This is a genomic window from Microbulbifer elongatus (genome assembly GCF_021165935.1).
GTDB lineage: Bacteria > Pseudomonadota > Gammaproteobacteria > Pseudomonadales > Cellvibrionaceae > Microbulbifer > Microbulbifer elongatus.
Window position 1 is genome coordinate 2,253,196 of record NZ_CP088953.1, and the last position, 13,337, is coordinate 2,266,532.

The following is a 13,337-nucleotide window of genomic DNA, read 5'->3' on the forward strand; positions in this document are numbered from 1 at the left end:
ATGTAGTCTGCCCCTGGTACCCGCCCGAGTAACCCCAAAATTTGCTCGGGCGGTGTTCAGGGGCTTTTTTATAGTATTTGCGGTGATGAAATGAAAAAAATCCTGATGTTGTTGATGGCCGTAGTGCTCGCGCCTGCAGCCTGTGCGGATACCAAGAAAGCGGCACCTGTAAAAAGTGAGCGCCCCCCGAATATCGTACTGCTATTCGCCGATGATGCGGGCTATGAAGACTTCGGTTTCCAGGGAAGCCCGGTGATGAAAACACCACGCCTGGACGAAATTGCCGAAGGTGGTGTGCGATTCACGCAGGGCTATGTCTCCGATGCAACCTGTGGTCCCTCCCGCGCGGGCCTGATGACGGGCAAGTATCAGCAGCGCTTCGGTTACGAAGAAATTAACGTTCCCGGCTTCATGAGTGAGAACTCCGGCATCAAGGGTGCCGAAATGGGCCTGCCACTGGATCAGAAAACCATGGCGGACTACCTGAAAGATCGCGGCTACAAGACTGCGGTCTACGGAAAGTGGCACCTCGGAGATGCCGATCGATTCCACCCGACCAAGCGCGGCTTTGACGAATTTTACGGTTTCCGCGGTGGCGACCGCAGTTACTTCAAATATGATGGGGAAAACCCACTGGATAACGTGGTGGCCGCATTTGATAAGAAGCTGGAGCGTGGTTTTGGTCGCTATGAAGAGCACGATGGCTACCTGACCGACGTGTTGGCCGATGAAGCAGCACAGTTTATCGAGCAGAACCAGGACAGCCCCTTCTTTATCTATCTGGCGTTCAACGCGGTGCACACACCGATGGAAGCGCTGGAAGAAGATATGCAGCAGTTTCCGGAGCTCTCCGGCAAGCGCCGAGAACTGGCGGCAATGACACTCGCCATGGATCGCGCCACTGGTCGTGTGATGGATAAGCTGGAAGAGTTGGGTCTGGCGGAAAATACCATTGTGGTATTCACCAATGACAATGGCGGCCCTTCAGATAAGAATGGCTCCAGCAATTATCCCTTGGCGGGCACCAAGTCCAATCACCTGGAAGGGGGCTTACGCGTCCCCTTTATTATACGCTGGCCCGCGAGGTTGCCTGCTGGTGTGGATTACGAATATCCGGTTTCTACCCTCGATCTATTGCCGACTTTTTATGAGGCTGCAGGCGGTAGCGAATACGAGTCCCAGTTGGATGGCGTGAACCTTCTGCCTTACCTTACAGGTGAGAAAAAAGAACGCCCGCATCAGAAAATGTTCTGGAAAAAAGAGTCCCGCGCGGTGATTCGCGATGGTGACTGGAAGCTGATTCGTTTCCCGGACCGTCCGGCAGAGTTGTACAACCTGGCGGATGATATTGGCGAGCAGAACGACCTGGCATCGGCTGAGCCCGAGCGCGTGCGCAGTATGTTCAAAGACCTGTTCGAGTGGGAGCTGACCTTGGAGCGCCCGCTGTGGCTGCTCAAGCGAAAATACGAGAAATACGATATTGACCGCATGGATCAGTACCGGGTGCCAAAGCAACCCGACGCCTGAGGGCGTTTGTGACGTAGTCTGGCTCAGACGCTTCTTTAGACCCATTGCGGGTGCCTGGTGCACCCGCAATGACCATCCACGACCGTTCACCCCGGTGGTTCTACTGCTAAAGATCTACCTGGTATTCCCCCTCCTTCTGTAAAAATCCCGCCCCAAAATTTCAATTAACCAGCAGTACCTACCTGGTGCCTGCCTCAAGATACCTTCGGATCTGTCTGTCGGCTCTACGGATGCCTGTGACTGCCGCCGTCTGTTAGCGATGGTCAGCGTGGCGGCGCTTTACCAATAGTGCAGGTGAAAAGTGTGACCTGGATAGTGTCTCGAGCATTGAAAAATGTTTTCAGGGATGTATTGCCTATACAAACATCATATGTTTGAATAAGTCGTATGGGGTTGTGGTGCCGCTCTTCAACGGGTGGGTAGCTCAACAATAAGTAGGCCCGGCCCCAATCTGGCAATACTTGCTGCCTCAGTTAGCAACTAGAAAAACTATAAGATTTCTTTCTCAGATAGTCGGGGCCTTATGGGCTCTGTCTGCAGCCCCTTGAGTGGATGCGTATTCACTACGCGAGGGTGGCGTTGTGATCAATCTTCGTTTTTCCGGAACTGCAAATCTAAGTCGGCATGGTGCGTCAATCAGGTGCGTTGAAGAGCCTGTGAGCGGTATGCAGGGGTGTCAGCGTTAGCAGTCAATAAAACAACAATAGTGAAGGTGGAGAGATCAAATGAAGAATAGGTTTAAGCCACATGCGCTTTCGGTTGCGATCGTGGGGGTTATGGTCGCAGCGCCGGTTTTTGCTCAGGAAGAGGAATCTAAAGAGCTTAAAGAGCCAGCGGAGCAAAGTGAGAGCCTGGAAGAGGTTGCGGTTACCGGGTTCAGACAAACTGTAGAGCGTGCAGTGGATGCGAAGCGTCTCTCGGATGAGGTTTCCGACTCTATTTTCGCAGAAGATATCGGTAAATCTACAGACCAGAATATTGCCGATGCTCTGAATCGTATTACCGGTGTCAGCGTCACCGAGGAGGGCGGTGAAGGCGCGAGAATTTCAATCCGTGGTACCTCTTCCTATCAAAACCAGATTCAAATGAACGGCGTGGCATTGACCAGTGGTCTGAGTCCGCTGGGTGCCGGTGATACCGCGGATACCGCGGAGGCTGACCAGAGTGTCGACCTAAGCGCCTTTTCTTCTGACATCCTTTCTGCCATTCGCGTGATCAAAACCGCTACCGCTGACCAGGACGAGGGATCCCTGGGTGGCACGGTTATTCTGGAGACGGTTGCTCCACTGAGTCGTACTGATCGCGTATTGAATGGCTCGGTACAGAGTCGCTTTAATGAGTTTTCCGGTGAAGACGATTACCGTTATAACGCGAGCTATCTCGATCAGTTCTTCGATGACAAGCTCGGCGTGGTATTCACCGTGTCGGAAGATAATCAGATTTATCGTGAAGATCGCATGACCCACGACTGGGGTGACTCTATGGCAATGGTTTCCGATGCCGGCGGAGAAAGCGGTCTTCGGGCCATTGATAAGGAAACCGGCAAGGCCATTCGATATCTCAACGAAGATGGCAGCCTGCCCGAAGGTTTTGATCCTGAAACCGAAGTGGCGTTTGCCGATCCGGTTGAAGTACTTCGCCGCGATTCCATCCACCTTGCCCTGAGTCGCAATGAGCGCAAGCGTCAGACCGGAAACTTCGGTATCCAGTTCCGACCTTCCGATTTTACAGATATTCGCCTGGATACATCCTATACCAAGCAAACGGTCACTACTGACTACAATTCCATGCGCTATAACATGGGTTCGCAGGGTATGCAGCCGATCGATCGGACGGATTGGGCTGTGGTGAATACCGACAACAGCACGCTTGAGGCCATGCGCGGTGTGGCGCGAGGTGGCTGGATGAACCGTTCTCAGGGCGACACTGTTTCCGAAACCCTGGTTGCGTCGCTGAAACTGGATCAGCAGATCACCGACTCCCTGACCATGAATATCACCGCCGGTTACTCGAGTACCGATGAGAACACCGATGATTTCGTGAATATGGGGACGGAGACCTGGGGAACCATCGGCGTTGGGGCGGTTGAAAACAATGACCCCGACTTGAGTGAACCTACGGGGTATGACTGTTCGACGGGTGTATGTACTTTTTATAATGGCACAACCAATGCCACCTTTAATCCTGTGACCGGTAATGTCGTCAATGCAACGGGGCGATTTAATCCGACCGATCTCTACGCGAATCACCTGGGTAATACCAATATTCGGGATAACTACCAGACGGATACCAATAGCTCGGTATTTGTTGATTTTGACTGGGATGTCGATCGCTTTGGGCTTACCACCGTTGAGTTTGGTGCGAAATATGCCAACCGTGTAAAAGACGTTCACACACAAAACACCACCATCGGTCTGGGTTCCACCTTCAAAGATGGTGACGGCACCGACTACGCCTACGACGGACTTTCCTCTGTTCGTTTGATTGATATGAGCGCTTCAGAAGCTTTCCTATACAAAAACTTTGGTGAAAAGCTTGGAATTGATCGCTCCAACCCTGTGTTCAAGGGGTGGCCGATGATCGATCACGACAAGGCGTTTGAAGCCTTGCTCGGAAGGAAGCCGGGTTCCATCAGGGTTGATATTGACAATCGCGGTACCCGAAATATCGATACCGACACTTTTGCGGCGTATATCAAGTCCAGCTTTGAGGCGATGGATGGCCGTCTGCGTGGTAATGTCGGTCTTCGTTACGCCGAGGATAAAACCGAAGCGCGAGGCTATGCGGGTATGCAGTATTATCCAAACCCTCACGTTATTGACCTGTACGACCTGGCTCAGCGCGGCTTATTTAACGATAAAAACCCGGTGTGTCAGGAGCCTGATTGGACCGGTGGTCCGCAAGACAACGACCACCGCTATGAACCACAAAATTCCGGTCAGGATGGTGTGGACCAAAACTGCTTCTCTTGGCGCCTGAACTACGCGTATGACGTCAACAAACCGGAAACCCTGCCATACGACACCGAGAAGGGGGAGTGGGTTCACGAGGACGGTAAGGACTTCAACCGTATTGTTAACATTGAATACAATGACGACGGCACTATTAAAGGTGGTGTCGAAGGTTTCAATGAGGCAATGACGGAATTCTACGGAGGGGAATTCGATAACCCCAATGGCAGTGGTTCTTTCACAACCAATACCCAAAGCCATTGGTATTTTAACAATAATGGCGGTATGGAGCGTTGGTTAGACCGCAGTACGAACATTTACCGTTCGAATAGCGACACTAGCCTGAATACCCAGCAAAACTACATTCGTGCCTCTGAAATTTCAGACAAGGGTCTCTTCGATGTGCTGCTGCCAAGCCTGAACTTGAGTTATCAGATCAACGATGAGTTGATTGGACGTTTTGCTGCATCCAAGACCATGACCCGTCCACGATTTGACAGCTTGAACCCAAGTCTGCAGGTCAACGAGAACAACTGGAACGAGTATGCAACCGGCACTGCGGGTAACACCCAGTTGCAGAACCTTGAATCGATTAACCTGGATTTTTCGCTGGAATGGTATTTTGGTGAGGGCAACAACCTGTCTGCCACTGTTTTCCATAAGGATATGAAAGACACCGAAATAACCGTTGAAACGCCTTATTTTATTAAGGATGCGCGCGGAGATTACGATCTCGAAGATGCTGACCTCTTGATTGAGCCGGTCGGTGTTCCTGGAGAAAGTGCTGCGGGAGGGGAAACCTGTTTGCCACGCCGGCATATTGCGGGTTGGCAAACACAAAATATGCAAATCGAGTGCCGGGCAGCCCGTATTCAACAGGTTCAGAACGGTGGCGGCGCTTCCATTACCGGTCTGGAGCTAAATTACACCCATATGTACGACTTCCTGCCCGGCATCTGGTCCAACTTGGGAGTTCAAGCGAACTATACCTTCCAGGATGCACTGCAAGACGAAGTTGCTCTAGCTACCACCGGTCGCGTAATAGCGCCTAAATCTCTTGAAGATACGCCGCGGCATTCTGGAAACCTGACTGTATTCTGGGAAGGGGATCGTCTGAGCCTGCGATTGGCAAACAGCTATGTCGGCACTCAGGCTGTGGATCACGGGCAAATCGGCACATCCATTTGGCAAGAGAGCTACAACCGTCTGGACTTCAGCTCTAGCTACTTCGTCAACGATAACGTGACCATTACTTTCCAGGCCACGAACCTCGGTGATGAAGGCCGTCGTACTTTTGTTACCGCCCGGGATATGCTGTTGGCAGACGGTAGCTATTGGGATGAGGGTGATGCGGTTACTGATAGCGTTAATACAAGCCGTACCGTGAACGAGTGGAACTTTGGTCGAGTGTTCCGCTTGGGTGCGCGGATGAACTTCTAATCCATTCAAATAATAAATCTAATACTGATTTCGCCACTTTCTCTATGAGACATAGCGGGAGTGGTCGAAATGGAGAGAAAATATGAAACCTAGAATTCTGAAAAGTGTAGCCATGATGGCTCCGGTTATTGCTCTGATGGGGGGCTGTAAAGCTGATAGAGGTCAGGACTTTGTTGGTGATGGCGATCAGCCGATCGTATTCAGTGATGATGCGCTGAATGTTGTGGTAAACGAGGATGAAGGTGTGATCATCATCGATTTACCCCAGGGCGCGACAGTAGGTGGCGATCCACTTTCTACACAGAGCGGCGTGGGTGTAAGTCAGGTCAGTTTCGCCCAGGACACCATCATCTGGGACCCTAGCGCCGAGAATAATGATCAGCCTATGTATGGTCTGCCAGTTCCCACTGTAGTAGAAAATGGTAAACAAGTTACGCCGTTTTTGCTGGAAGGGAATCAGATGCTGGTCGATCTTGGGGGGTTCGATGACAGACTGGTTTCATGTTCTGATTTTACCCCGGGTGAGAGTGTTAACCCGTGGCCACGTCCGGCTCATACTTACACCATTACCTATAATATCCTGCATGGTGGTGAGCCGGTTACCAGAACCCTTAATCTGACGATTAACGGCGTGGTATCGATGATTGAAGAGATTGATGTGCAAAATCTATCTGTTCGAGTTGATGAATCCACTAGCGCTTCGGTTAGCTTTTCGCCTCAAGTCGCTTGTGATAAAGAATTGCGGTACGAAATTGCTGACGAATCTGTAGCTACCGTGGACGATGAGGGGAACGTTACGGGAGTGGAAGTAGGTACAACGGAACTTACAGTTTGGAACCCAGAGACTAATATCTCAGCGACGGTAGATGTAACTGTGAATTCCACCTTCCAGATTAATGTCGCCAATGCCGATGGCCCACGGGATGCACTGGTAAAGGAAATTCCTGCATGTACCCATGGTGGCCTGCACGTGGTGCCGGTTCCGTCACTTGGCGAGACATTGAACGGTGTCTATCAGTATAGCTGGAGTACTGAAGAAGAGAGTCTTCTCACTCTGCTTGATTTGGTTCCGGATGCCGATTCCGAAAATGGTGAGTGGGCAATTATTCAGGTTGGCGATGGCGATAAGAATCCGATCAGTAATGTCGCCCAGAGCGCGGAGGCGATTACCGTTGCCTATGAGTCCGGTGAAACGACTACTCCGAAAGAGGCTATAGAGCAGCTATCGGTGTCTGCAAGTGTCGTACCCAACAAGGCCTGCCTGAAAGCCAATTATGACGATAATGCCTCCAACTGGGATCACACGTTTGAACACAGTTTCCCAGGCAATGGATACAATGTCTATGTATCGGGGACTTTCGATCAGGCGACGGGGGATCCCATTTTCGGTAGCTCCCTGCGTGTGACTGCGACTGAAGACGGCAACACTGCCGGTGTTGTTAAGACCAACTGGACCAATGGTAACGCCGCCTTCGACATGTGGGGCTCTTACTATGGTGTTGGTACCCGGGGGCACGGTGTTGAATTCGGTGTTTCCATGTGGGTCAAGCTTGAGCAGCCGCGCGAAGGCGTAAAAGTGCACTTCAATCTCGCTCCTTGGCATGACAGCCGTAACGCCAACGCCAACAAAACCGCAGGCAGTTTCCCCAACGCTGAAAAAACCGGGTCTGACTTTGCTGCGGAACTGGCGCCGACCACCGCCTGGCAGCTTGTTAACCTGGTGAATCGTAACCATACAGAAGATGAAGGCGATGATTCTCCTACCTATACGATCCCAACAACCTGGGCGATTGATGGAACGGCGAATACCACGGTGATGCCTTACATCTATGCAACGGGTTTGAAGACCGGCGATCAGATTCTGTTTGATGATATTGCTGTCATGGAGAAACAACAGGCGAGTGAGTAGTATCCTGACCTGAGGAACCTCTGAATGGCTGCCGTACGAATTGTACGGTGGCTATTTTTTTGAATTATCGGATGAGGTGATTTTTCAATGAAGAATTTTATTTTTTCCTTTCTGATTTTAGCCTCTGCATTTGCATGTAGTGCCTCAGCCAATGCAGACGATTTTATTAACAGTCTCGATGTTCCGGATGTCATAGGTGGCGATCAGCCACTGCGGGTGGATGTCGATCTGAAAGTGGCCAAGACCCGGGATGTCTATTTTGTGTTGCAGCACTTTGGCAGCTGGAAGAAATTAAAGGAAAAAACAGCAAGGGTTACGGCTAGCGGCAAGTATCACGTGAATTTTGATACGAAGGGTGTCGAACCGGGAAAGTATCGGGTTGTTGTGTACGTAACGCCGCGTGATCAAAACTGGAATCATCGAGTGGGTAATGAGCTTAACGCCGTTACGTCTGTTCTGACTGAAAGTGCCTGGAATGAGCATATTTCAACGGAAGCGATTTCTGAGGTTCGCTGGCCCCGTCGCGTCAGCACTGGTAAGGAAGTGCTGGGTGTTAGCTATCGAGTCAACGCCCCAAAACTTTTGAATCTTGATTTGCTGAATGGGGACGGGGATGTCATTTCCAATATCCAATACCCGGTAACTGAGTCTGGCGACTTTTCTTTGCCAATTGATGATTTATTCGGCAAAGTCGGGGCAGGCAGGTTCACCTGGAAAGTCCTGCTGCTGGCCGAGGACGGAGAGAGTGCCGTTGGTGATGAGGCTGTTTTTCATTTTACCGTGTATGGCGGGTGATGCTGTTGCCCTGGGCGCTGAATTGGTTAGTAATTTTTCCTGATGTGAGTAGTTTCTGTTGAAAATTGAATCCGTTGAAACATTATTGGGTGCCGTAGGCACCCGCAATCAACTGCTGGTCAAAGTCGTTACTGAATGCGGCCTGGTGGGCTGGGGGGAATCCGGGCTTTCAAACCGGGAGCAGGCGGTGATCGGGGCTGTGGCGCACTTCGCCGAATTCCTGCGTGGCCGTGACCCGCGCCAGATTGGCAGTATCTGGCAGGAAATCTACCGCAGCCAGTATTTTGAAGGGGGCAGGGTGCTGACCGCGGCCATGTCCGCGATCGATATTGCGCTGCACGATATCGCTGGCAAAGCGCTACAGGTGCCTGTATATCAGTTGCTGGGCGGTAAGCAGCGGGACAATATCCCCTGCTTTGCCTGCTGTTATACCGAGGCAGACCCCGATCGCCTGGACGAGCTGGTCAAGGAAGTCACCGCACTGATCGAACTCGGCTGGACCACCATTCGGGTGATTCCCGCGGGTTTTGATGATCCGAATCTCTTTGACCCGCGGGATTCCATTGCACGCACCGCTCGCTGTCTCACCGAGTTGCGCAAAATCATCGGTCCCGATATCACCCTGGGTATCGATTACCACCATCGCCTGAGCGTGGCCGAGGCGGCGTCTTTCTGTCAGCGCATGGCCCCGGGCACTCTGGATTTTCTTGAAGAACCTATCCGCAATGAATCGCCGGACGCTTACGCCACTCTGCGCACCCTGACCAGGGTGCCATTTGCCATTGGCGAGGAGTTCAGCTCCAAATGGGCGGCGATGCCCTTTGTGGAAAAAGGCCTCACCCAGTACCTGCGGGTGGACGTGTGCAATATCGGTGGATTTACCGAAGCGATGAAAGCCGCGGCCATGGCCGAGGCACACTATATCGATGTGATGCCGCACAACCCGCTGGGTCCGGTGTGCACCGCCGCCTCCAATCACTTTGCCGCAGCACTGCCCAATTTTGCCCTGATGGAGACCCATCAAGGGCCATTCTGCACCTTCGGTTTTCACGACCCGGCACTCTTCCCGGTGCAGCACAAACTCGACGGCACCGCATTCGTATTGCCGGATACCCCGGGGCTTGGTGTGGAGGTCAATGAAGAGGCCTTCCGCCAGTCGCCGCCCGTCGCCGCAGAGGCGCCACACCTGCGCAGGGCCGATGGCTCCGTGACCAACTGGTAAGCAAGATGAGCACTATGTCTGAAAGTCCTTTTACGGACGTTACCGCGGAAGTTTTCGATGGGCGCCCCTGCCAGTTGGGTGAGGGGCCTTTGTGGCATCCAGAGCGCCAGACCCTTTACTGGGTGGACCTGCTCAATTGTCGGCTGATGGCGAAAACCGAAGCCGGTGCCGAGCTGGCCTGGGACCTGGGGGAAATGCCCTCTGCGATTGGCTGGATTGATGCCGAGCAATTGCTGGTGGCCTGCGAAAGCGGGCTCAACCTGTTCAACGTGGAATCTGGAGAGAAGACTCTGCTGCGTGCGCTGGAGCCGGAGCTTCCGGGGAACCGCAGTAACGATGGTCGTGCTGATCCCTGGGGCGGATTCTGGATTGGCACCATGGGGAAAAACGGTGAAGAGGGCGCGGGTAATCTTTACCGCTGGTATCGCGGTGAGCTGCGGAGGCTCGATACAGGCCTCACGGTCCCCAACGGTCTCTGTTTTGATCGTGAGCGTCGACTGGCGTATTACGCGGATTCCGCGGCGAACACGGTTTACAAGGTATCGCTGGATGCGCAAACAGGCTGGCCGGAATCGTCACGCCAGGTGCACCTGGACCTGACCGATGGCGCGCTGACTCCCGACGGTGCAGTGGCAGATTCTCAGGGGAATATGTGGACCTCCCTCTGGGATGGAGAGTGTACCCAGTGCTACAGCCCGGACGGTGTCGAGCTGGGAGCCCTGAAGGCACCGATCATCCGCACCACCTGTCCGGCCTTCGGCGGGCGGGACTTTACCGATCTCTATGTGACTACCGCAGCGGTAGGACTTGAGGATGCGCCCGATGCCCCGGTGGCCAATGGTGTGACCCTGGTTTATCGCAATGCAGTGAAAGGGCAGGCGGAGCCCGCCGTCACTCTGTAAGGGGTTAGCGGATGATCTCGGGCTAATACGTTGCCAGTCCAAACATCATATGTTTAAATAGGTCTTATACGTTGCCAAAGGCACAGCAAAGTGTCGGCAATTAGCGATGAAGAATTCAACAAGGTACCAACAATGAATAAAAATAGTGCCGCCAGTAATGTCACCAAATATGCACTGATTGCCGCCTTTGGCGGCTTTGTGTTTGGTCTGGATGCTGCGAATATTTCCGGGGCCGTACGCTATGTCAGCTCCCAGTTTGAGTTGAGCAGTATGCAGGTGGGCACCCTGGTGGGGTGCGCCATTGTTGGTGTGATTATTGCGCTGTTTTTCACCGGTACCTTGTGTGAGCGTTTTGGCCGCAAGAAGGTTCTGCTTGCCATTGCAGGAACCTACTCTCTCTCGACTCTCGTTTCGGCCTTCGCCGTGGACTACAACATGTTGGTCCTCGGCCGTTTTATTGGTGGTGTCGCCTTCGCCTCGATCACGGTTTCGGCCATGTATATCGGCGAAGTCGCACCGGCGGACAAGCGCGGCAAGTTCGTCTCGGTCAATCAGTTACTGATTACCCTGGGCAGCCTGCTGGCGTTTATCGTCAACTATTTCCTGGTCAAATCCATGGCGGACATCAGCTGGATCCACAATGAAAATGTGTGGCGGCTGATGTTGGGCTTTGAACTGATCCCCAATGTCATCTGGATTTCCTTGCTGCTGACGATTCCCGAATCGCCGCGCTGGCTGGTGACCCAGGGGCGCGAGCAGGAAGCGCGCGAAGTCTTTGCGAATGTTGTGCCGCAGTCCCAGGTGGAAGCCCTGGTGAGTGAAGTGCGCGGCAGTATCGATGAAGAACGTAAAAACAGTACCCTCGACCAGCTCAAAACCCTGTTTAGAAAACCTATGCGTTTGGTAGTGCTGATTGCGGTTTGCTACGCAGTGGTGCAGGGTGCGACCGGAATGAATGCGGTGCTGTTCTATGCGCCGACCGTGTTCGAGCAGGTGGGCATGAGCGTGGAAGACAGCTTTATGCAGACCATCGTGCTGGGTTTGGTTGCCGTTGTATTCACGTTGGTGGCCATCACCACCGTGGAGAAGCTTGGCCGCCGCGTGCTGACCCTTGCCGGGCTCGCATTGATCGTGGTTGCCCACGCTTCCACCTGGTACGGATTTGAATCCGCCCGCTATACCCTGGATGACAATGCAATTGTGGCCCTGGAAGCGCAGCAGATCGACGCAGCGCCGCTGGCTCCCTATATCGGCAAGACCTACGAGAATGATGTTGCACTGAAAAACGACATCGCCGCAGTCTATTCGAAAAAGGATGTGCCGCTGGTGAGTGGCCCGATCATCAACTCGACGATTGAAATCAGTGCGGGCTTTGTTCTGTTCGGTATCTTCGCTTTCCTGGCTGCGTTCAATATGTCCATCGGTCCGGTGATGTGGGTGATTTTCTCGGAAGTCTTCTCCAATCGGGTACGCAGTGTGGCCCTGCCGTTCGCGGCACTGGTGCAGAGTATTTCCAGCTACCTGATTCAGCAGTTCTTCCCCTGGCAGCTGGAGCACCTGGGTGCAGCGAATACCTTCCTGAATTACGGAGTGATCGCCTTCGTGGGCATGCTGGTCATGCTGATGATCCTGCCGGAGACCAAAAACAAGTCCATCGAGCAGATTGAAAAAGATCTGGTGCGTCCGGACCCGGCCGGCAAAGCGGAGCTGGCGACCTGATTCCCACGGGAGTCGGTTGGGAGAAGTATCATGACGAATCGTTTGCAGAATCAGGTCGCTATCGTCACCGGTGCCGCGGATGGCATCGGCAGTGCAATCGCCCGGTTGTTTGCCAGTGAGGGTGCCAAAGTCTGTGTGGCGGATGTGGATGTCGAGCGCGGCCTGGCGCTGGTAGAAGAATTGAAAGCGGCAGGACAGCAAGCCATTTTCACCGAGACCGATATCGCCGATGAAGATTCGGTAAATGCCATGGTGCAGGCTACCTGCGAGCAGCTCGGCGCGCCGAATATTCTGGTCAATAACGCCGCCCTCACTCCCATGGGGAAGAGCGTGCTGGATGTTTCTCGCGAGCAGTGGCAACGCAATTTTGCCGTCAACGTGGACGGCATGTGGCACTGCTGCCGTGCGGTACTACCGATGATGAAAGCCGCCGGTGGTGGCAGCATCATTAATGTCGGCTCCGTGCACTCCTTTAAAATCGTGCCGGACAGTTTTCCCTATGCGGTTACCAAGCACGCGGTGATCGGGCTTACCCGCAATCTGGCGGTGGAGTTCGGGCCGGACAATGTGCGCGTCAATGCGTTGTGCCCTGGCATGGTGGAAACCCCCAACGCGTTCAAGGCCTGGGAGCAGACCGAAGACCCAGCCGCGGCGCGCAAGGCCATTGGCGATGTACACCCACTGCGCCGCAATGCCAGTGTCCAGGAAATCGCACGTCCCGCGTTGTTCCTGGCCAGCAGCGATTCAAGTTTCATGACTGGGCACAGTCTTGTTGTCGACGGTGGGCGCTCGGTGCTTTACCACGACTAGGGTGAATGTGGTTTTCATCTCACCACGTTCTCCCTCACTTTGATGATGCGAGTTGCGTTCAA

At 53.3% G+C, this 13,337-nt stretch carries 8 protein-coding genes; all 8 read left to right on the plus strand.

Features of this window, described 5'->3' with window-relative positions; all coding sequences use genetic code 11:
- Nucleotides 1–90 precede the first annotated feature (90 nt).
- Nucleotides 91–1,527, plus strand: coding sequence for a sulfatase (locus LRR79_RS09150; protein ID WP_231756919.1), 1,437 nt, complete (start codon nucleotides 91–93; stop codon nucleotides 1,525–1,527).
- Between the two features lie 725 nt (nucleotides 1,528–2,252).
- Nucleotides 2,253–5,918 (plus strand): TonB-dependent receptor domain-containing protein, encoded by a 3,666-nt coding sequence (locus LRR79_RS09155; protein WP_231756920.1) that lies wholly within the window; start codon nucleotides 2,253–2,255, stop codon nucleotides 5,916–5,918.
- A gap of 82 nt (nucleotides 5,919–6,000) precedes the next feature.
- Complete coding sequence (locus LRR79_RS09160; RefSeq protein ID WP_231756921.1) at nucleotides 6,001–7,827, plus strand: Ig-like domain-containing protein; 1,827 nt, start codon at nucleotides 6,001–6,003, stop codon at nucleotides 7,825–7,827.
- Nucleotides 7,828–7,914: 87 nt separating this feature from the next.
- Nucleotides 7,915–8,622: a hypothetical protein gene (locus tag LRR79_RS09165; RefSeq protein WP_231756922.1), complete on the plus strand. Its 708-nt coding sequence runs from the start codon at nucleotides 7,915–7,917 to the stop codon at nucleotides 8,620–8,622.
- Nucleotides 8,623–8,680: 58 nt separating this feature from the next.
- Nucleotides 8,681–9,844 carry a mandelate racemase/muconate lactonizing enzyme family protein gene (locus LRR79_RS09170; protein ID WP_231756923.1) on the plus strand — a complete coding sequence of 388 codons (1,164 nt, stop codon included), beginning with the start codon at nucleotides 8,681–8,683 and terminating at the stop codon, nucleotides 9,842–9,844.
- Nucleotides 9,845–9,858: 14 nt separating this feature from the next.
- A complete protein-coding gene (locus LRR79_RS09175; RefSeq protein WP_231756924.1) occupies nucleotides 9,859–10,746 on the plus strand; it encodes an SMP-30/gluconolactonase/LRE family protein in 888 nt (295 codons plus the stop codon).
- Between the two features lie 90 nt (nucleotides 10,747–10,836).
- Nucleotides 10,837–12,465: a sugar porter family MFS transporter gene (locus LRR79_RS09180; RefSeq protein WP_269455066.1), complete on the plus strand. Its 1,629-nt coding sequence runs from the start codon at nucleotides 10,837–10,839 to the stop codon at nucleotides 12,463–12,465.
- A 30-nt stretch (nucleotides 12,466–12,495) separates the two neighbouring features.
- Nucleotides 12,496–13,275 (plus strand): glucose 1-dehydrogenase, encoded by a 780-nt coding sequence (locus LRR79_RS09185; protein ID WP_231756926.1) that lies wholly within the window; start codon nucleotides 12,496–12,498, stop codon nucleotides 13,273–13,275.
- Nucleotides 13,276–13,337: the final 62 nt, after the last annotated feature.

Coding starts and splice junctions, on each gene's coding strand:
- LRR79_RS09150 (WP_231756919.1), top strand. CDS start 91: ATGAAAAAAATCCTGATGTTGTTGATGGCCGTAGTGCTCGCGCCTGCA.
- LRR79_RS09155 (WP_231756920.1), top strand. CDS start 2,253: ATGAAGAATAGGTTTAAGCCACATGCGCTTTCGGTTGCGATCGTGGGG.
- LRR79_RS09160 (WP_231756921.1), top strand. CDS start 6,001: ATGAAACCTAGAATTCTGAAAAGTGTAGCCATGATGGCTCCGGTTATT.
- LRR79_RS09165 (WP_231756922.1), top strand. CDS start 7,915: ATGAAGAATTTTATTTTTTCCTTTCTGATTTTAGCCTCTGCATTTGCA.
- LRR79_RS09175 (WP_231756924.1), top strand. CDS start 9,859: ATGTCTGAAAGTCCTTTTACGGACGTTACCGCGGAAGTTTTCGATGGG.
- LRR79_RS09185 (WP_231756926.1), top strand. CDS start 12,496: ATGACGAATCGTTTGCAGAATCAGGTCGCTATCGTCACCGGTGCCGCG.